We start from the raw sequence: 23,852 nt of genomic DNA, 5'->3' as shown, positions 1-23,852 counted from the left end.
ATATTATATTGAAGGGGGATAATATGAAAAATATCGAAAAATTTTTTAACACCATAAAAATTAACTTTGACATTAATAGATTACTTAAAAATGAAAATCAAAAAATAGCTGTAATGTATTATGCTGAAAATGAATATGGTGAAGTTTTAATGCTTGAAAGATATAAAGAACCATTTGCAGGAAAATTAGTTCCGCCTGGTGGAAAAGTAAAGGATAATGAAGAGATTATTGAAGCAATGAAAAGAGAGTATATGGAAGAAACAGGTTTTAATTTAGAAAATATTGAACTAAAAGCATTTACTTCCGAAGAAGGTCCAGAACATTATAACTGGATATTATTTATATTTTTAGCGAAAATAAAGAAAGAACCTCTGCCAGAATGTAATGAAGGTATTTTAAAATGGATAAATAAAAAGCATTTTCAAAAAGAAAACTTAACGGATATAGATAAAAAGATTATTCCATATCTTTATGATGAAAAAGACTTTATTTATTTCTTTGAAATCAATTATGATGAAAATAAAAAAGCTCAAATAATAAATATTCAGGAAATAAAAAAGCCTTATTCTCCTTAGCTCTGGAATAAGGCTTTTTTTTTATTTTCCATATTTTTTAAATAAATAATTCATTATTATCCCGCTAAAAAACGCAAATAATATTATAAAGAAGTTTAACAACAATACATATTTTACATCTAATAAGCTCAATGCAAGCGGCATCCATTGAATCTTAACTGACCATGCAGCAATTGTTGCTGCAACTACCCCAACACTTGCTCCTTCTTTTATTAGTTCAGCAAAGAAAGGATAAAATGCAAATGCTGGTCCAACCATCATTGTTCCAAAAACTACTCCTAATGACATTCCTTTTAATCCACTTTCATGGCCAATAAACTTTGATATAGTTTTCTTGGTTACTACTTCTGAAATGTATCCAGTTAAAAATGCAACACCAATTATTACCAATGAAAGATTTAATAATGTTTTTAACGCATAAATAACTCCATTTATCGCTTTATCTGGATTAATTATTATAAGAACAATTGCAATTATTAAAAGAATAAATTCCATCATGAAATTTTTTATAAATTGCTTCATATTATCATCTCCATAATAATGGAAATTATAATAATAGAAATAACTGCAAGAGTATTTCTAATCAATGTAAATTTTTTACCCAAATATTGAAATTCATAAGTTATAAACATTATCCCAAGCATAACCCAGGATAATAAAAACGCTGTTACAAGAGATACAGTTGCATTATTCTGGAAAAGATATTGGGCTATTGGATAGCCGCTGGCAGGTGGCCCCATCATAATTGAACCTGTAATTAATCCTGCTACTACTCCTTTTATACCTGAAAAATTCAATAAAAATTGTCCAACTTTGTCTGGAGCAAGAAAATTCTGCAACATTCCTATAATCAAAAATATTATGAATAACCTTAAAACATTTTGAATTAAGTTCTTCTTACCTTTCTTCAATGCCTTTTTAAACTTTTGTTTTTCATTTTTCCTCAATAAAGAAATATATAACCCCATAACAAATAAAACAAAAATTCCACCACTAATTATTGTACTCATACTATCATAACCCCTTAAAATATTTATTTATTATATCTATAGTTTTATCTATATCCTCTTTTTTAATCCAATAATGGGTTACAAACCTCCATATTCCCTCTTCTGGAGGATTAATTTTTATACCGTTTTTTCTCATATAATCAATAAAATCTATATTTTCAAAATCCCTGTTAATTTTAAAAAAGACCATGTTAATATGAACCTCTTCAACTATATTGATAAAATCAAATTCTTCAAGCTTTGATTTTAAATATTTGGCATTTTCATGATCTTCATCCAGTCTTAATCGCATTTTTTCAAGTGCAACAATTCCTGCTGCAGCAAGAATCCCCGCCTGTCTTAATCCACCACCCATAATTTTTCTTCTTTTTTTAGCTTTTTCAATAAAATCTTTGCTTCCAACTACTACAGATCCAACTGGAGCACATAATCCTTTAGAAAGGCAAAAGCTAACAGAATCGGCATATTTGGCAATTTCTGACGCTTCGACTTTTAAATAGGTCGCTGCATTAAAAATCCTTGCACCATCAAGATGAATGGGAATACTATATTCATCAGCTATTTTCCTTATTTCTTTAAAATTTTCCAGAAGTATTACTCTTCCATTGGAATGTGCATTCTCAAGACATATTAAACCCGTTTTTGGATAATGTATATCTTCTTCTTTTCTAATCTTTCTTAAAACCTCTTCAGGTGGTAAAGCACCTTTATCAGAATTCACAGTTCTTAACTGAACTCCTGCTATTATAGATGCTGCACCTGCTTCGTGCTGAACAATATGACAATCATCACCAACAATTACTTCATTACCGCGTTCACAATGTGTAAATAAAGAAAGTTGATTTCCAAAAGTACCGCTTGGCACAAAAAGCCCTGCTTCTTTTCCTAATATATGCGCTGCCATTTCTTCTAATTTTTTTATTGTAGGATCTTCTTCGTAAACATCGTCACCAACCTCAGCTTTACACATTGCTTCTCTCATTTCTTCTGTTGGTTCAGTTACTGTATCGCTCCTTAAATCTATAAACTTCACAAAAATTCCCCCTCAAAGTTATAAATGATTAACTAAATTATACTATAATTCTTATTGAAATGTCAAAAAATGGAGGTAATGGATTATGGTCGAAACACCGCCAATTGAAATAATTGAATATTTTAATGCTCCAATAGAAAAAGTATGGAATGTTTTTGTTAATGAAAATGGTTGGAGTCCATGGTTTACTGATAAAATGTATATGGAATTAAGAAATGAAGGTAAAATCACATTTTTATGGAAGCAATTAACCCTTGGTGAAATTGTGGAAGATGAAGGATATATTGAAGAAATAATAGATAAGCGGTTAATAATATTCTGGTGGTATAAAGAAGAAAGAGGATATCGTTCAAAGGTTGAAATGTCTTTTTCTAAAGACGAAAATAACGGAACCTGGCTTAAAATAATTGATTATACACAGGTATATACTCTCGATGAATTACAAATAAAATATGGTTGTGCATTAGGTTGGGGGCAAATGCTAACCCTTGCAAAATTATGGATAGAAAAAGGAATTACAATTATATAAGAAATTCCAGCTGAATTCTCAGCCAGAATTATTAAATTTTAAATATTAAGTTTAATTCCCTTTCCAGTCCTTCCACAAAATTTTTAATAATTTTATTTTTTTCTTCTGCCATTTTTTTAGCGGTTTTCGTATGCATTAAATCTCCTAATTTCAGTATTTTTTCATAAAAATGGTTTAGTCTTTCTTTTATATCACCACCATTTTTATGCATAAATACCCTTGCTATTCCAATATTTCCTAAAGCGTCAAGCCTATCTGCATCCTGTAAAATCTTTGCTTCAAGTGTTTCAGGAATTAAACCCTTGCTAAATCTGTGAACTTCTATACAATATTTCACTTCATTAACATATGGATAATTTATTTCTTTTAAAAATCTTTCTGCCCTCAATGCCCCTTCTATTGCATGATCTTCAATTAATCCTTTTAATTCATCTGCTCTTGCAATATCATGTAAAAGAGCAGAAATTATCACAATTTCTTTATTGGCATTTTCATTTTCTGCTATAATTTCAGCATTTTTCGTTACCCTTAATATATGCCCAAAATCATGCGAATGTTCGTGCTCTAAGTTTAATACATATTCATATATCTTTTTTATATAATCCATTTATCTTCCTCCATAATATCTAACTCTTTTTTATAGATTATCCATTCATCTTGAAATTCAAACAATAACGGATGAACTTTTACCCCTTTATTAATTGCTTTATAGAATGTTTTAGCAAATAATTTATCGGTTTTAAAATTTGGAGAAAAAACTTCTGCTTTTGAAAATACTAAAATATAAACTTCTGTTTCATAGCCTTTTTCTTTTAATTCAATTAATTCATTTAGATGTTTAGTTCCTCTTTTTGTTGGAGCATCTGGGAATAATGCAATTCCATTTATAGATAAAGTACATCCTTTTACTTCAATCCATGTTTTCTCATTACCTAAAAAATCTATTCTGCTATTATTGTACTTTACTTCTGCCTGTAATTTCTCAAACCTTTTTTCAAGCATTTTTTGAGCAATATATCTATGATACATTGAATTAACAAGTACATATTTATCATCTTTTTTAGCAGCAATTAAATCCCACTTTGTTTTTCTTTTTTTATTTGAGACAGATTTTATCAAAACCTCATTTCCAGAATATAATAACTCCTTTAATCTTCCTGGATCATGAACGTGAACTTCATGAATTTCATTGTTAATTTCAATTTTTGCAAGATACCTATTTGGTCTGTCAATAAAAGTTCCTGTTTGAAGATTTTCTATTTTTATTACTTTCATAAATTCCTCCTAACCGCTTTTTATAATATTATATCAAGAAAATATTTTTGTCCAAAATTAATATATTCATATTAATAAAAAAACACTATTTTATTAATAATCAAGAAAAGAAATTTTTTTATTATTATTGTAGAATGAATATGAAAACATATAGAAAGTGAGATGATTAAAAATGTCTAAAAAATTAACTCTTCACGAACTCTTTAAAACTATTTCAAATCAAACAAGAATTGAAATATTAATATCTATCCTTGATAATCATTTAACTACTTCAGATATAGCCAATAGGTTAGGCTATGATATTTCGACAGTGTATAGACATCTCACACATATGAAAAAAATTGGAATTCTAACTTCTTCAAGAAAAAAAGGTATTGAATATTTTGATTTTGCATCAACTAAAATATTTCGTATTTTAGAGTATGCCATTGAATTTGTTTCCGAAATAAATGGAACGGGAATAATTGATTGTTCTGATTCTACAATATGTCCATTTGATCAAAATAAATTAAATATAAAACCTGATATTATTCTTGATATGCGTGGAGAAATATGCCCTATCCCTGACATAAAAACAAGAAAAGTGCTTGAAAATATGGATAAAGATAAAATCTTATTGGTAATTGTAGATTATCCATTATCTGCAGAAAGGATTCCTATTTCGGTAACTAAAGAGGGCAATACTGTTTTGGGAAAAATTAGTGAATTTCCTGGTGAAATAAAGATATATATAAAAAAGTCCTGACAACCTTTAAATATATGTCAGGACTTTTTATTATTGGATATCTTTAAATATGTAAAGCCATTCCTTCAGCGTCTTCAAATGCTCCAAGTATTGTTTCTGTTAGAGTTGGATGTGGATGTATATCATTTTCAATTTCTTCAACAGTCAATCCATGTTTAACAGCAAGTACTCCTTCCATTATCATATCGGTTGCTGATGGCGATACCACTGCAAAACCAAGTACTTTACCTGTTTCTTTATCGGCAATAACCTTTGCAAATCCTTCCCTTTCTTCCATTGTTCTTGCTCTTCCATTTGCAGAAACAGGGAATTTCCCTATAACGATTTTTTCTGGATCGAGATCTTTTTCTTTTAAACCTGTTGAGGCTACTTCTGGTGATGAGAAAATTATTGATGGAACTGCTGAATAATCCATTTTCATTTCTTCGCCAGCTATATTATGAGCAGCAACAATTCCTTCAAACATTGCAACATGTGCAAGCATTATCTGTGCTCTTATATCTCCAATTGCATATACATTTTCTATATTTGTTCTCATTCTTTTGTCTGTAACAACACCTTTTTCTATTTTAACTCCAAGTGCTTTTACATCTTCTGGAATATATGGTCTTCTTCCAACTGCAAGTAATACTTTTTCACCTTCGATGATTTCCTCGCCTTTTTCTGATTCTATTGTTACTTTATATATTTCTTCTTTTGAAACTCCCTTTACCTTTGTCTTTTCAAGAACTTTTACACCTTTTTTGGTTAAAGCTTTTTTTACTTCCTGTGCAATATCTGCATCTTCAAATGGCAATATATGGTCTGCAAGTTCAACAATATATACCTTTTTTCCAAGCGAAGAGAAGAATGTAGCAAATTCAACACCAATAACTCCTCCACCAACAATAACTATACTTTCTGGCAATTCTTTCATATTATTAAATACATCATCACTTGTCCATATTCCTTCAACTTCGCTAAATGGTGGAAATATAGCTGGTACTGAACCATGGGCTAATACTAAATTTTTTCCTTCAATAACTTCTCCACTTTCTTCGATTTCTACATGATTTTTATCTTTTATAATAGCATTTCCTTTCATTACATCTATATTATTCTTTTTCATAAGATATTCTATACCTTTTCTTGACATTGTAATGGATTTATTCATGTGTTTTAGAATTCCTGCAAGATCATAAGACACATTATCTACTTTTATACCAAACTTTTTTGATTTACCTATAATATCTGAATAAAGATGTGCAGCAGTCAATATAGCTTTTGTAGGAATACACCCCTGATTTGTACATGTTCCCCCAAGATTATTTTTCTCAATAAGGGCAACCTTTTTCTCAAGTTGTGCCAATCTAATTGCTGCAACATATCCTCCTGGTCCTCCACCTATTACAATTGCATCATACATCCTTACCCCTCCTAACCTTTTATATTCAGATATAATTTTATCCTTTTAAAAAAAATACTTATTAACCTTTAGATTAACAAAAAATAAACTCTTAAAAAAATAGGGGAGTTATTAGCTCCCCAAAAATTACTTTACTTATCCAATAAACTTTTCCTGTTTTTCTATAACTTCAATCAAACCGTTATAATCTACCAGCTTTACATTTGCATCTTCATCAGAATATCCTCTCGCATTAAAATCTTCTTTTAATAATACTACTTCTGCATCTGTTAATTTTTTTAAATTTTCAAAATTCCAGTATATTCCGTTTTGTATTAAAACTATTGTATCATCGTTTTTTGCACTTTGAATCTTAAGTCTTTCTACAGGATGATCTATACCATATTTAACCATAATTAAGGCCACAATAACCACCTCACATAAATATTACGTAATCAAAATCATGAAGGAAATCTGATAAATCTTTTTCTGATATCATTTGAACCTGATAATTTTCATCTATATTTTTCACATGATATCTTTCAACATCTTCTTTTAATGCATATACAGGTGTTTCATATCTTTTTATAAATCGTTGAACAATTTTTATTGGCAATAACCCAAGTGATTCTGGTTTAGTGTCGGCAGATATACCTGTTACTGCTTCTTTCATAACCATTACAGCTGGTTCTATATCTTCACCATACATACCAAATGCTGTTCTAAATGCTTCGTTTATCCATATACTTCCTACAGGAGATTGATAGACTACAAACAATACTTTTTTATCCATTATTTTCACCTCACGCCATAAAGCTTATGAATCTATCGCTTTCATATATTAATTCAGCAAGTTCTGGCAATCCACTTGGATTAGAACCTTCAACAATCATATCCTTTGTAATGCCTCTATAATCCATACAAATTCCACAAATTTCAACTCTTCCACCCATATCTACAACTTCTTTTAATAATGAAGGTATTTTCCTATCACTTCTAACGGGTTTTATTTTATCGTTTGAAGCTATTGCAGAATCACAGAATAAGAAAATTGTCACCTCATGCCCTTTATTCAAAGCAGCTTTTGCTATATTTATAGCAGAATCTATATCCTGATAAGTATATGGTTGAACCATAACCTGTATAGCTATTTTCATATTATTGCCTCCTATATCTATATTCTTATAATCAAGAGCAGCCTCCACCAGTTGTTCCAGGTAATCCTCTTCTAATTGGATATCTTTTGTTTTTCCATGCAGTAAATCCACCTGAAACGCTTAATACATTGTATCCCATTTCTTTCAATGTTTTAGCTGCTAAAATTGACCTTCCTCCGGATTTACAATATACAACTATAATCTTATCTTCTGTATTTTTCACAAGCGATGCAATTTTAAATTCCAATAATCCTCTAGGTATCCAATGTGCATTTGGAATATGTCCAGCTTCAACTTCATTTGCTTCTCTAACATCAAGGAATATATATTTTGAATCTTTTGATTTATATATCTTAAATGCTTCTTCAACACTTATTTCCTTTACAACAGCTTTTGCATCAGCAATAAAATCTTTAGCTGTTTTTACCTTAATTTCTGCTGTTAATGTTGTTATCAATAATATCAATACCAATAATGCCAATAAACCCTTTCTTAATTTCATAATTCCACCTCCATAGATTTATAATAATTTATAAAAATAATTAATCCCTTTCATAAAGCCAGTAATAACCAGCCCAGTTTCCAAGAAAAAAGAATATTGTTGTTAAAATAGAACCTATAGCAAGGTGTGAAAATCCTGTAAGGAAATGTCCAATATTACAGCCACCTGCCAAAACAGCTCCAAATCCCATTAAAATTCCACCAAGAGCTACCTGTCCAAACACTTTTGGATCTCTTGGTGCTCTAAATTTGAATTCTTTGCGAATTAATGCGCTTACTAAAGAACCAAAAATAATTCCAAGAATAAACATTCCAGACCAGCCTATATATTTACCGCCTATAAGATAATTCATTAAACTTACCCAGCCACCAGTAATTCCAAGACCATATGTTTGTTTTGTTAAATATCCTAATGCAGAAACAATTACTGTAAGGATACCCAACAATTTCCAGTTCCATGCTGAATCTGGCCTTTCAGTAGTTTTTGTTTTCCAGAGAATATACCATACAATTACCGCAAAAATTATTGCTGGTATCCATGGATTTACCTTTAAAACAGTTGCAATTGTTGGTCCAACAGCGTCATATGCATAATATTTCCCATCACCTTCAACAGTATATACCGGACCTTTTAATAACGAAATTAAAGGTTTTAAAAAGCTTGCTTTAGATGCTGATGCAAATATTGCATAAAATAATGCAGCAATCCACGCGCTTATCATTCCTTCTCCGGTTCTATATGTAACACCACTTGCACATCCACCTGCTAAAACCATTCCAAACCCAAAAATTAAACCTCCAAGTATATTTCCAAGTGGTGCAAATGCGAGCGGATGTAATTGTATTAAACCAAATTGAGCCATTGCAACAAACACAAGTGAATTAATAGAAATTGCCAAAAAAATAGCTTTCATCAAATAATTGTCACCAAAAAACTTAACATCTCTAATTGCTGAGTTAAAACATAAACGCCCTCTTTGTAAAATATAACCAAATAAAAGTCCTACTCCCAATCCAAAATAAATTTCATATTGATAAAGAATATCAAGGAATCCGTCCATTTTTAATCATCCTCCTATAAGGAATTATTTCACTTTTATGTAAATTTTCCATTCGCTATTACCAGCTTCTTTAACCTCTAATACTTCATGCCCTAGTTTTTTCACAGTTTCCGGAATCCTTTCAACTGACATTGCATAATCAATTAAAACCTCTAAAATTTCACCTGATTTCATTTTTTTTAATGCCCTTTTTGTTTCTACATCTGGCACCGGACAAACTTCTCCTCTTACATCAATTGTTTTTGTTACTTCATAATTTGCCATAGTAACTCCCTCCTTATTTTTAGTGATTTTATTCACTTTATATATAAAATACACTTTCATTTTTTACCAAATTTTAAAATTACTTTTTTCACATTTATTATATCTATTTATTGTTAAATAAAAATTTCTATTTTTTTACAAGTTGGTAATAATGAAAAATATTATTTAGATATCTTATTTATCCTTCCTAATTTTTTATTTTTATTTTTCCTTCATTTTACATTAACATTATTAATTTATAATATATCCGGATATCCGGATATTTAGAAAGAGGTGTTTTAATGTTAGAAGAGTTAATGAAAATTCTTGCCGATAAAACCCGTTTACGTATTTTAAATCTTTTATTTTATAGGCCACATTGCGTTTGTGAATTAACTAAAATTCTTGATTTACCTCAATCTACTGTTTCAAGGCATATTTCAAAGATGCGACTAATTGGAATTATTATGCCAGAAAAAATGGGAACTCTTACAAAGTATTCTATTAATGATAAAATAGCAAATAAATTCATTTTTTTTAATTACTTAAAACATGATCTTTTTAACGAATACTCTGAAGATATAGAAAGAAGTAAAGAATATGTTGTCTTAGATAATAATTGCAATCTTTAATATTTCAAGGAGGTAGTTATATGAAAGCTAAAGAATTTCAACCATCATGGTTTGCTGGCATTATGGGAACAGGTATTTTTTCTATCACTTCTTTGATTTTTTCACAATACTTTTCCTTTCTAAGATCGTTTTCTTATTTCCTTTTCTATCTCAATATTCTCTTGTTTATCATTTTTTTATCTTTATGGATTGTGAAATTTTTTATTTTTAAAAAGGATTTTTTAAAAGATTTTTATCATCCGCTTGTTTCCAACTTTTTCTCAGCTTTTGGTGCTGCAATGCTTGTTATATCAGCAAATATACAAATGTTGTTTAATAATTCTTTTTCATTTTCGTTTGGATTCTGGATTGCAGGTACATTTTTTACTATTTTATTCGGCATCATAACTCCATTTATTATGTTTAAAGAAAACCATATAAAACTTGATCACATTTGTCCTGCGTTTTTTATTCCGCCAGTTGCTTTTATTGTTATTCCAATTCCAGGAAGTTTTTTTATTAATCATTTTCAGGGTTGGGTAAATGATTTTATTATTTTTATCAATTACTTTAGCTGGGGAACAGGTTTTTTTCTATTTTTGATAATGTCTGCAATTTCAATGTACAGATTTATTTTACATCATCCATTACCAAATATTATGGCACCAACTATATGGGTTAATCTTGGTCCTATCGGTGCTGGAACAACAGCGTTAATTAAACTAACAAAAGCATCTAATTTTATTATTTCAAAAGATGTTTTTTATGGATTTTCATTTTTATTGTGGGGTTACGGTATCTGGTGGTTGCTAATGGCTATTTCTTTAACTATATATTATTCTAAAAAAATGAAGATACCTTTTACTTTATCCTGGTTTGCTTTTATCTTCCCTACTGGGGCTTACATAACAGCAACTCATACAATATCATTAATATTTAAAATTAAATTTATAGATTATTTTGGATTTATTATTTATTTCCTTTTAGTATTTTTCTGGTTTGCAACTTTCTTTAATTTATTGAATAAAAAAACGGGCAATTCATAACGAATTGCCCGTTTTTTTTATTATATTTCGTGAATTAATAATCCTGATCTTAGTTTTGGTTCAAACCATGTTGATTTGGGTGGCATTGTTTTATTATCATCAGCAACAGCCATTAATTCTTCTATTGATGTTGGATACATGGAGAATGCAACTTTCCAATTTTTACCGTCAATCCAATCTTCTAAAGCTTTTACTCCTCTAATTCCACCAAGGAAGTGAATTCTTGGATCTTTTCTTGGATTTTCAATTCCAAGTATTGGATCTAATAAATAATTTTGAAGAATATAAACATCTAACTGTTCCACAGGATCATTTTCATTAACTATTTCTGGTTTTGCTTTTAATACATACCATTTTTTATTAATATACATTCCAAATTCGTGTCTTGATTTTGGTTTATATGGTGATTCTGGTGCTTCTGAAATTTCGAATTTTTCTTCTACTTTTTTCATAAATTCTTCGTCATTTAATCCGTTCAAATCTTTAACTACTCTATTATAATCAAGGATTTTTAATTCGTCATGCGGGAATACAACAGCCATAAAGAAGTTGTATTCTTCATTTCCTGTATGCGCAGGATTTTTTGATTTTAATATTTCCTTTGTTCTTGAAGCTGCAGCTGCTCTGTGATGACCATCAGCAATATATAATGCTTCAACGCTTTCAAATGCTTTTTGTAATTTTTCTATTAATTCTTCATCTGTTAATACCCATAATTCATGATGAACTTCCTTTTCATCTGTAAAGTCATATATTTTTCTTGCTGCTTCAATCCCTTTGTTTATTAAATCCTTTATTTCTTCTTTTGATTTAAATGTAAGGAATACTGGACCTGTTTGTGCTTCTAAAATCATTATGTGCTTTGTTCTATCGTCTTCTTTATCCTGTCTTGTTAATTCATGCTTTTTAATTAAACCTTTTTGATATTCATCAACAGAAAATGTTGCAAAAATTCCTGTTTGAGAATGCCCCTGCCATGTTTCTCTGTATAAATATAATGCAGGTTTTTCTTCTTCCATTAAAACTCCTGTTTCTTTAAATTTATCAAGATTTTCTTTTGCTTTTTTATACACAACTTCACTGTGTGGATCTATATCTTCATTGAATTCTACTTCTGCCCTTGTAACTCTTAAAAAACTGTTTGGATGTTTTGAAACTATTTCTTTTACTTCTTCTTCTTCTAAAACATCATATGGGGGACAGGAAAATTCCTCTACCATATTTTCTACAGGTCTTAAACCTTTAAATGGTCTAATCACTGACATTTTGACTCCTCCTTTAATAAATTTTGTTTTAAAATCGTCTTTATTATAACAATTCTAATGATTATAAACAACCTGATTATTTTAAAAAACGCTATTTTAAAGAAGGAATATGGGGAATTATTAACTAAAATCTTTCAGTTGCATAAGTATGAAAAATTTTTCAATTAGATAATTCCTTTTTCTTTCAACTCTTGAAAATATTTATCCTGTTTTGGAAACATTATTTTTTTATCTTCTTCATTTATATGATCATATCCACATATGTGCAATATTCCATGAACTAAAATATAAAAAAATTCTTCTTCAAAGGTATTATTAAAGTCTGGAGCCTGTTCTTCAATCCTTTCAACAGATATCATTATATCTCCAATTATTTCTTCATCTAATCCATATTCAAAGGATAATACATCTGTTGGTCCTTTCTTGTTTCTATATTCTTCATTATACTTAGCAATTTCATTATTATCTGTAATTACTATATTTAATTCATAATCTCCTTCGCCTATTTCCTTTAATAATACATATTTTGACACTTCTTCAACTTTTTTTTCATCAATTTTTTTTAAATCTTGATTGTTAATTACATTAATTTTCATTTTTATTCCCTTCCTTCAATAATTCCTGCGGAATTTCCGGATAACTAATTCTGGAATGATTCATATTCAGTATTGTTTCTATCATTGAGTCCTTTATTTTGTTTATTTCAGACAAGGTTAAACCGCAATCATCAAGTTGCCCTTCAAAAAAGAGGTCCTGTATCAGTTTATCAAACCTTTCCGATAAAGTCTTTTTATTTAACTCTTTCATGCTTCTTGTAATTGCTTCTATATTATCCGCAATCATTAAAATAGCAGATTCTTTAAATTGTGGAATTGGTCCTGGATATCTGAACTCCTCTGCTGGAATACTCAATTCCTGTTCAAGATTCTTATGGAAGAAATATCTTTTTATTCTTGTTCCGTGATGTTGTGCTATTAAATCTTCAATGAGTATAGGTAATCTATATTTTCTTGCCAGTTCAATTCCATCTGTAACATGTTTATTCAAGATAATAGCACTAAGTTTCGGATTTATTTTATCATGCGGGTTTATACCTTTTTGATTTTCGGTAAAAAACAATGGTCTTAAAGATTTACCTATATCGTGAAAATATGATCCAACTCTTAACAAAACAGGATTTGCATTTATCGATTCAGAAGCACTTTCAACAAGATTTGCAATAATCAAACTATGATAATATGTTCCTGACGCATTAAATGATAATTTTCTTAATAATGGATGATTCAAATTCCCCAATTCCAACAATCCAATATCGGAATATATTCTTGTTATATATTCAAGATATGGCAACACTCCAAGAATTAATAACATTTGTATAAAATTAGAAAAACTTATTACAGGAATAGCCTCATAGTCAAATTGATAATATAACAGATAAGAAATGATCTGGACTATTATAGCCGAAAAAGCGGGAATTATAATCCTTACCCTCGAATAAAGATTTTTGCTAAAATATGCTGCTACATTCCCTGTAATAAATAGAATAATAAATAACTTAAACGATGAACCAAGTAAAAGTGCAAAATAAAAAGAAAAACCTAAAGATATTAATAATCCCATATAAAAATCCATCATCAAGGTTATCATTACAGTAACAAAAACAGGTGAAATTGCCGGATCCGAATAATATTTTAAAGCTATTATATTTAACACTATACCTATATCAAGTACAGTTAAAAATGTTGCCCAATAATTTTTAGGATGTAATTTGAATTTTTTATTTTTATTCATAAAAAACTCTATTATCCCAAACCAGAAAGGGATAAGTATCAAAAGGGAATTATACAAAAATTCTATGGATACATTTTTCCATAAAAATATTTCAGAAAATATAGATAATATTGAAAAATTAAGTACTATTATCACTATTTTTAACTTATTAAATTTTTTCATTTTTCTTCACCTTGATTTTCTCAAAATTATCATAGGCTTTTATAATTTCTTTAACCAATGGATTTCTAACAACATCATTTTCAGTTAATTCTATAAATGAAATCCCATTTATATTTTTTAATATTTTTTGAACAGCTAAAAGTCCTGAATCCTTTTTGTTTTCAAGATCTATTTGTGTAATATCTCCTGTAATAACAGCTTTTGAATTAAATCCTATCCTGGTCAAAAACATTTTCATTTGATAATATGTAGTATTCTGCGCTTCATCAAGAATAATATATGCATTATTCAAAGTTCTTCCTCTCATATATGCCAATGGTACCACTTCTATAATTCCTTTTTCTTTATATTCAACTATTCTATCTGCTGGCATAAAATCCATTAACGAATCATAAAGCGGCCTTAAATAAGGATCAACTTTTTCGTATAACGTTCCTGGCAAAAAACCTAATTTTTCACCTGCTTCAACTGCAGGTCTTGTTAATATAATTCTCTGTATTTGACCTGTTTTTAAAAATTCAACCGCCATAGCTACTGCAAGATATGTTTTCCCCGTTCCGGCTGGTCCTATACAAAAGACTATATCATTTTTTTTCATTGTGTTTATATATAACGACTGTCCGTGTGTTTTTGCCTGAACTCTCATTCCACTTACTGTAGTATTTACAACACTTTTATATGATTTAGATTCATTTTTTTGAATTGTATTTTTATTATTTTCATATAATGAAGTTATATATTGAAATTCTGTCCAATCAAGCAAATGTCCATTTGAGGTTATATCTATTATTTCCTTTAAAATGCTTTTTACCCTTTCAATATTATTTTTTTTATTTCCTACTATAACAATTCGATTATTTAAATAGCTAATCTCAACATCAAATTTGTTCTTTAAATATTTTACCCTATTATTATAAGTACCGAAAAGTTCTATAATTTCTATGTCATCCGGTATATTAATAAACTCTTTAATAAAATATCACCTCACAATTAGCTTAATATTTATGTTCATAATCAACTATTGACAATGGTTTTCCTGTTTTCAAATATGATTTAATACTTTCAATAGTATAATCTATACCTGCTGTTGTTGCATGAAATGAATAGCCACCTACATGCGGAGATAAAACAACATTATCAAATTCCCATATAGGATATTTTGAAGGATACACATTTTTATTTTCTTTTGTTGGATAATTAAACCATACATCCAAAGCTACACCTTTTAAAATTCCTTCTTTAAGAGATAAATATAACCCTTCTTCATCAATTAATTTCCCTCTTCCAATATTTATTATATACTTATCTTTCATTTTCATAATCCGTTCCTTGCTCAAAATATTAAATGTTTTTTCAGTTAACGGAAGAGTTAAAAACAACATTTCGCTTTGTTCAATTATTTCATCAACATCATAATAAACTTTATCAACATTTTCTGGAATATAATCAATCTTTTTGTTTTTTAATATATGAATTTCAGTATCAAAAGGTTTTAAAAACCTGGCTATATTTTTACCAATTTCTCCAAATCCAAGTATTCCTATTTTCATTCCTTGAATTGAGTGCCATGATTCAAAAATCGATTCTCCAACTGTAAAACCATGCCATACTCCATTTTTTAAATCTTCATGAAATGGAATAACTTTTCCAAGAAGAGCTAAAGCTAAGGCTACAGCTCTTTCAGCGACATATTTCCCATTCCCATGAGCATTTGAAACAATAATATTCTTTTCTTTTAATATTTCCAAAGGTAATTGTTCAACACCAGCAAAAGGAACAAAAATTATTTTAAGCTTTTCTGCTATTTCTAATTCTGTTTCATTTATAAATCCACCTATTATTGCTTCAGCATTTTTTAATGATATTTCTTTATTTTTTTGAGGAAATATTATTTCTATTTCCGGGAATTCCTTTTTTAATTCTTTCAATTTTTCATCCCAGTAACTATTAAATTGATGCAAAAACAGGATTTTCAAAAGAATTCCTCCTTTTTTAGAAGTACTTTATTCTTTTTCCAATAATATTTTCTATATCCTTTTTATATATTCTTATAACAACCCATGCCATTCCTTCATTCATATCAAATCCCTGATTTATTTCCTGGGCACCTTTTATTAAACCATATAATTTTGATTCAATTTCTTTGTTTTGCATAACGAAATCTTTTACAGTTGTACTGGAATCAATATATGTCCCATAAACATATTCCACTGCTTTTGTATATGCATCCTGCCTTGCAGCCTCAAGCGCTGCAAGTTTTGCCTGTGCTTCATGAGGAAAAGTTTTGTAATCAATAATTCCAAATCCTTTAAAATCATGATATGAAGTATTCTTTTCCATATCCGGTTGAGCAAATATACCACTATTTGTAGCTCCACATGAATTAAATGTAATTACTATAATAAATAATGCCAGAATAAAATATAATCTTCTTTTCATATCAACACCTCCCATTTTCCATATACAGTACATATTATACCATATATTTTTCATATAAAAATGGCTAATCTCAGACGAGATTAGCCATTTTATTATTCTTTTAACTTTTCAATTTCCTCTTCAACCTCTTTGACACCCTCTTCATAATACTTTTCTTCATCAGGTGCAAGTTCTTTCAATAACCTTAAAAATTCTCCTGCGTGTACTCTTTCTTCATTGGCAATATCAATAAGAACTTCTTTTGCCAATTTGTTATCCGTAGATTCTGCAAGTTGCATATACATTTGAACTGCCTCATATTCTGCTGCAACCATGAATCTAATAGCCCTTACCAATTCTTCATGAGATAATTTCTTATCCTTTTTTAATCCAGAAAATGGATTTGCAAATTCAGGCATATTATCCCCCCCATCATGTAATAACCCATAGATTTTTCTATAAAAATCATTTATAATAATTCACTATTTTTTCAATATCATCTGTAATTACAGCATCTATATAACCATCTAAATTTTCTAATGTTTTAATATCATTTAATGTCCATATTACAATATGCAACCCAATCTCAGAATATTTTGATATTAATGTTTTAAAATTATCTAACCCCAACATTTCAATTCCTTCAACTGGAAGGTTTAAAGAATAAAAATTAAGCTCTTTGTGTAAGTCCATTATTTTTTCTATTCTCTCTTTATCTTCAATTAATAGTCCAAGATCTATATCTTTATCAAGATTTCTTAAACGTCTCAAACTTTCAATTTCAAATGAAGAAAATAGAACTCTATCAAACGCATTAAAACTTTTAACAACATTATATGCAAGCTCAGAGGCATCTGGATCTTTTATTTCAACATTAATATATGCATATTCTGGTAATTTTACAAAAACCTCTTCAAGCGTAGGAACTGGCTCTCCGTCTATTTTTATTTTCATTATTTCTTTCGAAGTCATTTCTCTAATTTTTCTTTTATCACCTGTGATCTTTTCAAAGTTATCATCATGATGAATTATTAAAACATTATCTGAAGAAAGGTGAACATCAAGCTCCACACCATCTCCACCATATTCTATAGCTTTTAAATAAGCTAAAATTGTGTTTTCTGGATATTTACTCCTATATCCTCTATGACCAAGTATTACAGGTCTATCTTTCATCTTTCTTCCTCCTTTAATTTTATGTGTTGCTTTATATTTTTCAATATCTGAAAATATTTTATTATAATTAATTTCATCGTTAAATTTATCATATACCATTGATAATGAAATAATTATAGAAAAAACAATAGTTATGATCTTTAAAAATCTCACAATTTCACATCCTCATATATATTATACTATATATTACTTGATTTTTAATGAAGATTTATTGTAAAATAGAATATATAAATATTTTTATATGAAATAATCAAATAAAATAGATTGAGGAGGAATAAAAATGATTTATAAGCTAGAAGTTACAAGAAACAAGCTCTTAAACCTTATGGATATGGCATCAAAAGCTGTGGCTAAAAAAACAACAAACCCTGTATTATCTGGATTTAAGTTTTCTGTTAAGGATAACAATTTACACCTTTACGCAACAGATTTACAAACTTCTTTTCATGGTGTTTTAAGTAACATATTATTTGAAGAGGTTGAAAAAATAGACAATGAATTATTCGGAGAAGAAAGCGTTTCAGCTGATGCTGTTGAAAATGAAAATTTTGAAGTTATTGAAACCGAAGAAGAAAACAACACATTATTTTCCCCTGAAGAAATAAAGACTGATTCAACTTCTTTAAAACCTGAATTTGTAGTTGATGCTACAAACTTTGTAGATATTATAAGAAATTTAAATTATGAAAATATTAATATCTATATTGAAGGAAAAAACATTAAAATTATTGCTGGAAAATCTGAATTTGTAGTTCCAACAATGGATCCTGAAGATTTTCCGGAAATAGTACCAAATAAAGTTGAAGAAGGAATATTTACATTTGAAAAAACTAAATTATTAGCTATGATTGAAAAGGTTATTTTTTGTGCATTAAAAAGCTCTGAAAATATTTCAAAAAATTTAAATGGTGTTTATTGGGACTTTAGAGAAGGTGGTTATTTAACTCTTGTTGCTGCAGATGGTTATAGATTAGCACTTGCTGAACTTTCATTAGATACAGTAAATATGCCACCATCATTTTTATTATCTCTAAAAAGTATGGAAGAACTCGTAAATGTTTTAAAGAGCTCAAAAACCGAAAACATAGAACTTTTCTTTGATGGTTCCAGGGTTCTAATATTCCTAGAAGACGATAAGGTAGAAATAATCTTAAATGTCGTTGATGCACCTTTCCCGGATTATATAAATATAATTCCTCAGGCATTTAAAACAAAAGTTATTGCGTCAACAGATTTATTCCTTAATGTTTTAAAAAGAGTTTCAATTGCTGCAAAAAATGATCAGGTAAAAATAGAAATAAAAGATAGTATTATGGAATTATCAGCGAAATCACCTGATGTAGGTCTTGCTGTTGAAGAATTAGAAGTTGATAAAGAAGGTGAAGATATATTAATAGCTTATTCTCCAAAATATCTAAGAGAGGCTATTGACCATATTGCAACCGCTGAGGTTGAATTTAATATTACAAGTGAAAGCTCACAAACAATGATAAAACCTGTTGGCGATGATTCATACATGTATATAGTTATGCCAGTGAGGTTACAATAATGTTCAGAGTTGGTTTTGGATATGATGTACATCCTTTTGAAAAAGGCAAAAAATTATATCTTGGCGGCATTGAGATAAATTCTGATTTAGGATTAAAAGGGCATTCCGATGGGGATGTCCTTATTCATTCTATAATTGATGCATTACTTGGTGCATGTGGATATGAAAATATAGGAGAGCTTTTCCCTGAAACTGAAGAATATAAAAATATAGACAGCAAAATTCTATTAAAAAAAACTATGGAAAAACTTTCAAATATCAAAATAATCAATATAGATACCACCGTTGTTACTTCTTATGTAAAGATAAACAAATATAAAACGGAAATGAAAGAGCTTTTATCAAAATTAATGAGAATTTCACCTTCCCAAGTTAATATAAAAGGAAAATCAGGAAATTCGCTTGGAATCGGCGGCAAAAATGAAGGTATAGAAGCTTATTGTGTTGTATTAATTGAGTGTGGTGAATAAATTGGATTATAATCATATTCATGATTTTATAGATTTAGATTATAAAAAGTGCATAAATATACAAAAATCTTTAATAAATCAAATTTCACTAATTCCTTTGTCAAAGGAAGTTAATGTGGTTGCAGGAGTCGATCTTTCGTTTTATAAAGAATTTGGATTGGCAATTATAGTAATAATAGATAAAAATTTCAATGAGTTAGAAGTAAAATATCATTATCAGGAAATTGAATTTCCATATATACCTGGATTATTGGCTTTTAGAGAATTACCTGTCTTTTTAAACGCATGGAAAAAAGTCACTATAAGACCTGATATTGTTTTTTTTGACGGTCATGGAATTGCTCATCCAAGAAAAATGGGAATTGCTACTCACGCTTCATTTTTTATAGAAATTCCGACTATTGGTATAGCAAAATCAAAATTATATGGTAACTTTGATGAACCTGGAAATAATAAAGGTGATTATTCATATATTTATGATAAAAAAGACAAAAAAATTGGCTGTGTTATTAGAACGCGTGAAAAAACAAAACCTGTTTTTGTTTCACCGGGGAATTTCATTACAATAGATGAAGCCAGATATTTTGCTTTAAAATTTTCTACAAGGTATAAACTCCCTGAACCAACAAGATTAGCACATTATTACTCTCAAAAAATTAAAAATGAAATCTTTCCAAGGAGGAATGCAAATGGAAAAATTTGAACTTGAAGTGCTTGAAGTAAAAGGTGAAAAAATTGAAACATGGAAATTCAAAGTTAATACTGACGATAAAGAGTCAATTTCTGCTTTAAAAGAAATTGTGAATTATATAAATGGAACTGATAAAAAAATGGTTATAGACCCTATTGATACAGTATGGACTTATATCTATTTATATCCAACCAATGTATTTACCGAAGAAGATAAAGACTTCTTTAAAGAAAAAATAAATGTAATAGTAAAATAGCAGCCATTTCAGGCTGCTATTTTTATTAAATTTTACCTATTGGTGCAAGATAAACCACAAACTCATCTTTACCATCTACTTCAATTAATTTATCCATTAAATCCTGATCATACGCAGCAACTGCACATGTCCCACAATTTATTGATTCAGCAAGTAAATATAGATTTTGACATACATGTCCTGCATCAATAGAAATTGTCTTATGAGCTTCATTTTTATACTTCCATTCTGTTCTATAAGGAATTGCACTCCAAACAAATACAACAGCACTTTCTCCTATAAATCTTTGGCCTAATGTAGCTTCTATAATCTCTTCTCTTAAGTTTCCAGATTTTATTGGAAGCAATTTATGTTCTGTTGGTATATATCTATAAATTCCTTTTTCTAATCCTTTAACATTAAACACAACAATATATGTTTCAAGAGGATGTGTAGCTCCTGCAGATGGAACAGTTCTAAAGGTTACTTTATCCTTTACCACTTTTTTTACACCTTGCGTATAAAACAACATATAGGATAATTCTTCCAAACTAATAGGTTTATCTTTATATCTTCTGCGACTCTGCCTATTAAACAATAAAGAAATGAAATCATTATTTATCGGTTTAAAACCTTTTATGTCTGGTAAATTTATTAATTCCGTATCCTGAGGATATGGTTTTATATATGGAGGATTTTTAATTCCCTTTTTTCTATCTGGCAAATCCACTTCAAGATTCTTCCAATTCGATTTTAAAACCTCTCTTCCGCATTTCATCTTTCTTCCCTCCCTTAACAAATTCATTGTTGTTATTTATATTATATCAGATTATTATAATATAAAAAAGTTGTTTGTTTTCCTAATTTTATGGTAAAATAATATATATACATTTTCTGGAGGTGAAAATATGAAAAAAACAATTTATCTTGCTGCTGGTTGCTTTTGGGGAGTAGAAGATTTATTTAAAAAATTAGATGGTGTAATGGATACTGAGGTTGGATATATGGGTGGAAAAACAGAAAATCCCACATATGAAGAAGTATGTACAGGAAGAACAGGACATGCAGAAACTGTAAAAGTTATATATGATAATGAAATTATCTCAACAGAAGAATTATTAAAATATTTTTTTGAAATACATGATTTCACTGAAATAAATAGGCAAGGACCTGACATCGGGACACAATATAGAAGTGTTATATTTTACACCGAAGATGAACAAAGGGAATTGGCTGAAAAAATTATATCTATTTTACAGTCAAAATATGATGTAGCTACAAAAATAGAACAGGCGAAAGAATTTTATCCTGCTGAAGATTACCATCAGGACTATTATGAAAAAACAGGGAAAAAACCTTATTGTCATTATAAAAGAGAAGAAATTACAAAATTTTTTATTTCTTTATAATAAATAAAAAACTGTACCCTGAAATATAAGGGTACAGTTTAACTTGCTGTTTGATCATGAATCTTTTCTGCTTCTTCAAAAACTCTTCTTATATCATCAATTCTTCTTTTTAAGACAAGATTCCCTGTAGTTAATTCCTTTTCTATTTTCTTTATAGCCTGACTTACAGTGGAATGATTCTTACCAACAAAAGACGAAATTTCCTTTACTTTCATCTTTCCATAATTTTTTAATAAAAAGGTTAAAACCTGACGCGCTTCAGATATTTCCTTTTTTCTGGTAGTGCTAAACAATTGATCTCTTGTAAGATTATATTCTTTTAATACAGACTCCAAAATAAGATTTTTCTTTAATACAGCCAAACTCTCTTTATTTTCCATAGCAATTTTCTTATGTCTTTTTAATGAGCTATACAATTTCTTCACAGTTTCAACATTTATAGGCTCCCCAGTAACCTTGCTATGGAAAAAGAGATTTAAAATTAAACCTCTTAATTTTCTTAAATTATTATCTATGTTATCTACCAAATATGTAACAACATCATCGGAAATATATAAAGAACTCATCTCTGCCATTTTCTTAGCAATTCTTAACTTTGTTTTTTTATCAGGCTCATTTACATTAACAACCAATCCCATTTCAAATCTACTTATTAACCTTGGATGAAAGGTTGCCAATTCTTCAGGCGTTCTATCAGAACAGATAATAATTTGTTTTCCAAGATTAAATAATGTATTAAATGTATGGAAGAGTTCTCCCTGAGCCATGTCCTTTCCTATTAAAAATTGAACATCATCAATTAATAAGATATCAACCTTTTTTCTATAACGTTCTCTAAAATCATCCATCTGTTCTTCTCTTAAAGAACGCATCATATCATTCATAAACTCTTCTGCTGTTACATACATAACCTTTAAATTTGGAGATGTTTCCATAACTTTATTACCAATAGCATGTAATAAATGCGTTTTTCCTAAGGCAACATCGCCATATATAAACAATGGATTGTATTTCCCTGGATTATTCGCTACCTCTAACGCAGAATAATATGCCACTCTGTTAGATTCTCCAACAACAAAATTTTCAAATGTATATTCAGGATTAAAGTCGGATAATTTTAAAGGTCTTTCCTTGATTAATTTTCCAGCTGGTTTATTCTTATTTTGGTCAGCTGGTATAAATGTAAATTCAACCTTTACTTTTTTAGAAAGAATTTCAGAAAGCGTATCCGACACAAGATTACCATATTTCTTTGCTACGAAATCTTTTATAAAAAGATTTCCCATTCCTATTATTACCCTATCTCCCTGTATATCGAGAATCTTGGCAGAGGTAAACCATTGATCCCAGGTAAGTCTATTTATTTTCGATTTCAATTGCTCCAACAGTTCTTCCTTCGACACAACAATTACCCCCTGACCAAAAAATAAAAATAATAAAACGAGGTGCACTATATAGGATATCAGATTTAACATACTTAATCAAGAAAAAATTTCATGAACTTTGTTGAGATTTA

The 23,852-nt window shown here is 29.0% G+C and carries 32 protein-coding genes; 10 read left to right on the top strand and 22 right to left on the bottom strand.

Going from position 1 to position 23,852, the window contains the following annotated elements; genetic code table 11:
* The first annotated feature begins 23 nt into the window (after window positions 1-23).
* Window positions 24-575 carry an NUDIX domain-containing protein gene (locus XO11_RS00160; RefSeq protein ID WP_175417935.1) on the top strand — a complete coding sequence of 184 codons (552 nt, stop codon included), beginning with the start codon at window positions 24-26 and terminating at the stop codon, window positions 573-575.
* A gap of 21 nt (window positions 576-596) precedes the next feature.
* Here XO11_RS00160 and XO11_RS00155 read toward each other — a convergent pair whose 3' ends face one another.
* The 3 genes from XO11_RS00155 to ltaE are packed head-to-tail and all read right to left on the bottom strand — an operon-like array spanning window position 597 to window position 2,618.
* Window positions 597-1,097, bottom strand: a complete 501-nt coding sequence (locus tag XO11_RS00155) for a hypothetical protein (RefSeq protein ID WP_075780035.1) — start codon at window positions 1,095-1,097, stop codon at window positions 597-599.
* Window positions 1,094-1,585 carry a permease gene (locus tag XO11_RS00150; RefSeq protein WP_014295562.1) on the bottom strand — a complete coding sequence of 164 codons (492 nt, stop codon included), beginning with the start codon at window positions 1,583-1,585 and terminating at the stop codon, window positions 1,094-1,096. The genes XO11_RS00155 and XO11_RS00150 overlap by 4 nt, the downstream gene beginning before the upstream one ends.
* 4 nt (window positions 1,586-1,589) lie before the next feature.
* Window positions 1,590-2,618, bottom strand: a complete 1,029-nt coding sequence (gene ltaE / locus XO11_RS00145) for a low-specificity L-threonine aldolase (protein WP_014295561.1) — start codon at window positions 2,616-2,618, stop codon at window positions 1,590-1,592.
* A gap of 85 nt (window positions 2,619-2,703) precedes the next feature.
* Between ltaE and XO11_RS00140 the strand changes: the two genes are divergently transcribed.
* Window positions 2,704-3,147 carry an SRPBCC domain-containing protein gene (locus XO11_RS00140; RefSeq protein ID WP_075780034.1) on the top strand — a complete coding sequence of 148 codons (444 nt, stop codon included), beginning with the start codon at window positions 2,704-2,706 and terminating at the stop codon, window positions 3,145-3,147.
* Between the two features lie 31 nt (window positions 3,148-3,178).
* Here XO11_RS00140 and XO11_RS00135 read toward each other — a convergent pair whose 3' ends face one another.
* Complete coding sequence (locus tag XO11_RS00135; protein WP_014295559.1) at window positions 3,179-3,754, bottom strand: HD domain-containing protein; 576 nt, start codon at window positions 3,752-3,754, stop codon at window positions 3,179-3,181.
* Window positions 3,742-4,422: a DNA/RNA nuclease SfsA gene (gene sfsA / locus XO11_RS00130; protein ID WP_175417934.1), complete on the bottom strand. Its 681-nt coding sequence runs from the start codon at window positions 4,420-4,422 to the stop codon at window positions 3,742-3,744. Before sfsA ends, XO11_RS00135 begins: the two co-directional genes overlap by 13 nt.
* A 172-nt stretch (window positions 4,423-4,594) precedes the next feature.
* On the opposite strand from sfsA, the gene XO11_RS00125 reads away from it, so the two are divergent.
* The gene (locus XO11_RS00125; RefSeq protein ID WP_014295557.1) at window positions 4,595-5,167 is read left to right on the top strand and encodes a sulfurtransferase TusA family protein; all 573 of its coding nucleotides are present in this window, start codon (window positions 4,595-4,597) and stop codon (window positions 5,165-5,167) included.
* 43 nt (window positions 5,168-5,210) lie between these two features.
* Here the strand turns inward: XO11_RS00125 and lpdA are convergent, their stop codons facing one another.
* The 7 genes from lpdA to XO11_RS00090 form a co-directional block, all read right to left on the bottom strand.
* Window positions 5,211-6,572 (bottom strand): dihydrolipoyl dehydrogenase, encoded by a 1,362-nt coding sequence (lpdA, locus tag XO11_RS00120; protein WP_175417933.1) that lies wholly within the window; start codon window positions 6,570-6,572, stop codon window positions 5,211-5,213.
* Between the two features lie 135 nt (window positions 6,573-6,707).
* Window positions 6,708-6,965 carry a sulfurtransferase complex subunit TusB gene (tusB, locus tag XO11_RS00115; protein ID WP_217671565.1) on the bottom strand — a complete coding sequence of 86 codons (258 nt, stop codon included), beginning with the start codon at window positions 6,963-6,965 and terminating at the stop codon, window positions 6,708-6,710.
* Window positions 6,966-6,987: 22 nt separating this feature from the next.
* The gene (locus tag XO11_RS00110; RefSeq protein WP_075780032.1) at window positions 6,988-7,344 is read right to left on the bottom strand and encodes an intracellular sulfur oxidation protein; all 357 of its coding nucleotides are present in this window, start codon (window positions 7,342-7,344) and stop codon (window positions 6,988-6,990) included.
* Between the two features lie 10 nt (window positions 7,345-7,354).
* Window positions 7,355-7,708 (bottom strand): DsrE/DsrF/TusD sulfur relay family protein, encoded by a 354-nt coding sequence (locus tag XO11_RS00105; RefSeq protein WP_041638396.1) that lies wholly within the window; start codon window positions 7,706-7,708, stop codon window positions 7,355-7,357.
* Window positions 7,709-7,739: 31 nt separating this feature from the next.
* Window positions 7,740-8,210 (bottom strand): rhodanese-like domain-containing protein, encoded by a 471-nt coding sequence (locus XO11_RS00100; RefSeq protein ID WP_014295552.1) that lies wholly within the window; start codon window positions 8,208-8,210, stop codon window positions 7,740-7,742.
* A gap of 40 nt (window positions 8,211-8,250) precedes the next feature.
* Window positions 8,251-9,270, bottom strand: coding sequence for a YeeE/YedE family protein (locus tag XO11_RS00095; protein ID WP_014295551.1), 1,020 nt, complete (start codon window positions 9,268-9,270; stop codon window positions 8,251-8,253).
* Between the two features lie 24 nt (window positions 9,271-9,294).
* Entirely contained in the window at window positions 9,295-9,534 is a 240-nt protein-coding gene (locus tag XO11_RS00090) for a sulfurtransferase TusA family protein (RefSeq protein WP_014295550.1), read from the bottom strand.
* A 281-nt stretch (window positions 9,535-9,815) separates the two neighbouring features.
* Between XO11_RS00090 and XO11_RS00085 the strand changes: the two genes are divergently transcribed.
* Window positions 9,816-10,145 carry a helix-turn-helix transcriptional regulator gene (locus tag XO11_RS00085; RefSeq protein ID WP_075780031.1) on the top strand — a complete coding sequence of 110 codons (330 nt, stop codon included), beginning with the start codon at window positions 9,816-9,818 and terminating at the stop codon, window positions 10,143-10,145.
* Between the two features lie 20 nt (window positions 10,146-10,165).
* On the top strand, window positions 10,166-11,170 hold the full coding sequence (gene tdt, locus XO11_RS00080) for a tellurite-resistance/dicarboxylate transporter (RefSeq protein ID WP_175417932.1): 1,005 nt from the start codon (window positions 10,166-10,168) through the stop codon (window positions 11,168-11,170).
* A 20-nt stretch (window positions 11,171-11,190) separates the two neighbouring features.
* Here tdt and XO11_RS00075 read toward each other — a convergent pair whose 3' ends face one another.
* The 8 genes from XO11_RS00075 to XO11_RS00040 all read right to left on the bottom strand — a co-directional run bounded on the left by XO11_RS00075 (window position 11,191) and on the right by XO11_RS00040 (window position 18,135).
* Complete coding sequence (locus XO11_RS00075) at window positions 11,191-12,435, bottom strand: DUF1015 domain-containing protein (RefSeq protein WP_014295547.1); 1,245 nt, start codon at window positions 12,433-12,435, stop codon at window positions 11,191-11,193.
* 164 nt (window positions 12,436-12,599) lie between these two features.
* Window positions 12,600-13,031 carry an rRNA maturation RNase YbeY gene (ybeY, locus tag XO11_RS00070; RefSeq protein WP_014295546.1) on the bottom strand — a complete coding sequence of 144 codons (432 nt, stop codon included), beginning with the start codon at window positions 13,029-13,031 and terminating at the stop codon, window positions 12,600-12,602.
* On the bottom strand, window positions 13,021-14,388 hold the full coding sequence (locus XO11_RS00065) for an HDIG domain-containing metalloprotein (RefSeq protein WP_175417931.1): 1,368 nt from the start codon (window positions 14,386-14,388) through the stop codon (window positions 13,021-13,023). The genes ybeY and XO11_RS00065 overlap by 11 nt, the downstream gene beginning before the upstream one ends.
* A complete protein-coding gene (locus tag XO11_RS00060) occupies window positions 14,375-15,361 on the bottom strand; it encodes a PhoH family protein (RefSeq protein ID WP_075780027.1) in 987 nt (328 codons plus the stop codon). Before XO11_RS00060 ends, XO11_RS00065 begins: the two co-directional genes overlap by 14 nt.
* Before the next feature lie 22 nt (window positions 15,362-15,383).
* Window positions 15,384-16,364: a 2-hydroxyacid dehydrogenase gene (locus XO11_RS00055; protein WP_014295543.1), complete on the bottom strand. Its 981-nt coding sequence runs from the start codon at window positions 16,362-16,364 to the stop codon at window positions 15,384-15,386.
* A gap of 16 nt (window positions 16,365-16,380) precedes the next feature.
* Window positions 16,381-16,827, bottom strand: coding sequence for an LPP20 family lipoprotein (locus XO11_RS00050; RefSeq protein ID WP_014295542.1), 447 nt, complete (start codon window positions 16,825-16,827; stop codon window positions 16,381-16,383).
* Window positions 16,828-16,919: 92 nt separating this feature from the next.
* On the bottom strand, window positions 16,920-17,225 hold the full coding sequence (locus XO11_RS00045) for a ferritin family protein (RefSeq protein WP_175417930.1): 306 nt from the start codon (window positions 17,223-17,225) through the stop codon (window positions 16,920-16,922).
* Between the two features lie 46 nt (window positions 17,226-17,271).
* Window positions 17,272-18,135, bottom strand: a complete 864-nt coding sequence (locus XO11_RS00040; protein ID WP_083635604.1) for a glycerophosphodiester phosphodiesterase family protein — start codon at window positions 18,133-18,135, stop codon at window positions 17,272-17,274.
* A 127-nt stretch (window positions 18,136-18,262) separates the two neighbouring features.
* On the opposite strand from XO11_RS00040, the gene dnaN reads away from it, so the two are divergent.
* From dnaN to XO11_RS00020, 4 genes are read left to right on the top strand one after another with little or no spacing between them, the layout of a single operon-like run.
* Complete coding sequence (gene dnaN / locus XO11_RS00035) at window positions 18,263-19,531, top strand: DNA polymerase III subunit beta (protein ID WP_014295539.1); 1,269 nt, start codon at window positions 18,263-18,265, stop codon at window positions 19,529-19,531.
* Window positions 19,531-20,001 (top strand): 2-C-methyl-D-erythritol 2,4-cyclodiphosphate synthase, encoded by a 471-nt coding sequence (ispF, locus tag XO11_RS00030; RefSeq protein WP_075780025.1) that lies wholly within the window; start codon window positions 19,531-19,533, stop codon window positions 19,999-20,001. Before dnaN ends, ispF begins: the two co-directional genes overlap by 1 nt.
* Window positions 19,991-20,704: an endonuclease V gene (gene nfi, locus XO11_RS00025; protein WP_368494353.1), complete on the top strand. Its 714-nt coding sequence runs from the start codon at window positions 19,991-19,993 to the stop codon at window positions 20,702-20,704. The genes ispF and nfi overlap by 11 nt, the downstream gene beginning before the upstream one ends.
* On the top strand, window positions 20,691-20,948 hold the full coding sequence (locus tag XO11_RS00020) for a hypothetical protein (RefSeq protein ID WP_014295536.1): 258 nt from the start codon (window positions 20,691-20,693) through the stop codon (window positions 20,946-20,948). Before nfi ends, XO11_RS00020 begins: the two co-directional genes overlap by 14 nt.
* 25 nt (window positions 20,949-20,973) lie before the next feature.
* Here the strand turns inward: XO11_RS00020 and XO11_RS00015 are convergent, their stop codons facing one another.
* Complete coding sequence (locus XO11_RS00015; RefSeq protein WP_175417929.1) at window positions 20,974-21,705, bottom strand: SagB/ThcOx family dehydrogenase; 732 nt, start codon at window positions 21,703-21,705, stop codon at window positions 20,974-20,976.
* A 130-nt stretch (window positions 21,706-21,835) separates the two neighbouring features.
* Between XO11_RS00015 and msrA the strand changes: the two genes are divergently transcribed.
* A complete protein-coding gene (gene msrA / locus XO11_RS00010; RefSeq protein WP_175417928.1) occupies window positions 21,836-22,336 on the top strand; it encodes a peptide-methionine (S)-S-oxide reductase MsrA in 501 nt (166 codons plus the stop codon).
* Window positions 22,337-22,374: 38 nt separating this feature from the next.
* Here msrA and dnaA read toward each other — a convergent pair whose 3' ends face one another.
* Window positions 22,375-23,739 carry a chromosomal replication initiator protein DnaA gene (dnaA, locus tag XO11_RS00005; protein WP_014295533.1) on the bottom strand — a complete coding sequence of 455 codons (1,365 nt, stop codon included), beginning with the start codon at window positions 23,737-23,739 and terminating at the stop codon, window positions 22,375-22,377.
* Window positions 23,740-23,852 lie beyond the last annotated feature (113 nt).

It is taken from the genome of Marinitoga sp. 1138, assembly GCF_013363265.1.
Taxonomy (GTDB): Bacteria; Thermotogota; Thermotogae; order Petrotogales; family Petrotogaceae; genus Marinitoga; species Marinitoga piezophila.
Note: the sequence above shows the minus strand (reverse complement) of the source record. Positions and strands in the feature narration are given on the sequence as shown.

Excerpts from the sequence above, each read along its gene's own strand:
- XO11_RS00090 (WP_014295550.1), bottom strand. The coding sequence starts at position 9,534 with ATGGCAAATTATGAAGTAACAAAAACAATTGATGTAAGAGGAGAAGTT.
- XO11_RS00065 (WP_175417931.1), bottom strand. The coding sequence starts at position 14,388 with ATGAAAAAATTTAATAAGTTAAAAATAGTGATAATAGTACTTAATTTT.
- XO11_RS00045 (WP_175417930.1), bottom strand. The coding sequence starts at position 17,225 with ATGCCTGAATTTGCAAATCCATTTTCTGGATTAAAAAAGGATAAGAAA.
- XO11_RS00105 (WP_041638396.1), bottom strand. The coding sequence starts at position 7,708 with ATGAAAATAGCTATACAGGTTATGGTTCAACCATATACTTATCAGGAT.
- msrA (WP_175417928.1), top strand. The coding sequence starts at position 21,836 with ATGAAAAAAACAATTTATCTTGCTGCTGGTTGCTTTTGGGGAGTAGAA.
- XO11_RS00150 (WP_014295562.1), bottom strand. The coding sequence starts at position 1,585 with ATGAGTACAATAATTAGTGGTGGAATTTTTGTTTTATTTGTTATGGGG.
- XO11_RS00135 (WP_014295559.1), bottom strand. The coding sequence starts at position 3,754 with ATGGATTATATAAAAAAGATATATGAATATGTATTAAACTTAGAGCAC.
- ybeY (WP_014295546.1), bottom strand. The coding sequence starts at position 13,031 with ATGAAAATTAATGTAATTAACAATCAAGATTTAAAAAAAATTGATGAA.
- XO11_RS00085 (WP_075780031.1), top strand. The coding sequence starts at position 9,816 with ATGTTAGAAGAGTTAATGAAAATTCTTGCCGATAAAACCCGTTTACGT.
- XO11_RS00125 (WP_014295557.1), top strand. The coding sequence starts at position 4,595 with ATGTCTAAAAAATTAACTCTTCACGAACTCTTTAAAACTATTTCAAAT.
- tusB (WP_217671565.1), bottom strand. The coding sequence starts at position 6,965 with ATGGTTAAATATGGTATAGATCATCCTGTAGAAAGACTTAAGATTCAA.
- XO11_RS00020 (WP_014295536.1), top strand. The coding sequence starts at position 20,691 with ATGGAAAAATTTGAACTTGAAGTGCTTGAAGTAAAAGGTGAAAAAATT.
- dnaN (WP_014295539.1), top strand. The coding sequence starts at position 18,263 with ATGATTTATAAGCTAGAAGTTACAAGAAACAAGCTCTTAAACCTTATG.
- XO11_RS00100 (WP_014295552.1), bottom strand. The coding sequence starts at position 8,210 with ATGAAATTAAGAAAGGGTTTATTGGCATTATTGGTATTGATATTATTG.
- XO11_RS00050 (WP_014295542.1), bottom strand. The coding sequence starts at position 16,827 with ATGAAAAGAAGATTATATTTTATTCTGGCATTATTTATTATAGTAATT.
- sfsA (WP_175417934.1), bottom strand. The coding sequence starts at position 4,422 with ATGAAAGTAATAAAAATAGAAAATCTTCAAACAGGAACTTTTATTGAC.
- XO11_RS00155 (WP_075780035.1), bottom strand. The coding sequence starts at position 1,097 with ATGAAGCAATTTATAAAAAATTTCATGATGGAATTTATTCTTTTAATA.
- ispF (WP_075780025.1), top strand. The coding sequence starts at position 19,531 with ATGTTCAGAGTTGGTTTTGGATATGATGTACATCCTTTTGAAAAAGGC.
- XO11_RS00015 (WP_175417929.1), bottom strand. The coding sequence starts at position 21,705 with ATGAAATGCGGAAGAGAGGTTTTAAAATCGAATTGGAAGAATCTTGAA.
- lpdA (WP_175417933.1), bottom strand. The coding sequence starts at position 6,572 with ATGTATGATGCAATTGTAATAGGTGGAGGACCAGGAGGATATGTTGCA.
- XO11_RS00075 (WP_014295547.1), bottom strand. The coding sequence starts at position 12,435 with ATGTCAGTGATTAGACCATTTAAAGGTTTAAGACCTGTAGAAAATATG.
- XO11_RS00110 (WP_075780032.1), bottom strand. The coding sequence starts at position 7,344 with ATGGATAAAAAAGTATTGTTTGTAGTCTATCAATCTCCTGTAGGAAGT.
- tdt (WP_175417932.1), top strand. The coding sequence starts at position 10,166 with ATGAAAGCTAAAGAATTTCAACCATCATGGTTTGCTGGCATTATGGGA.
- XO11_RS00160 (WP_175417935.1), top strand. The coding sequence starts at position 24 with ATGAAAAATATCGAAAAATTTTTTAACACCATAAAAATTAACTTTGAC.
- XO11_RS00140 (WP_075780034.1), top strand. The coding sequence starts at position 2,704 with ATGGTCGAAACACCGCCAATTGAAATAATTGAATATTTTAATGCTCCA.
- XO11_RS00095 (WP_014295551.1), bottom strand. The coding sequence starts at position 9,270 with ATGGACGGATTCCTTGATATTCTTTATCAATATGAAATTTATTTTGGA.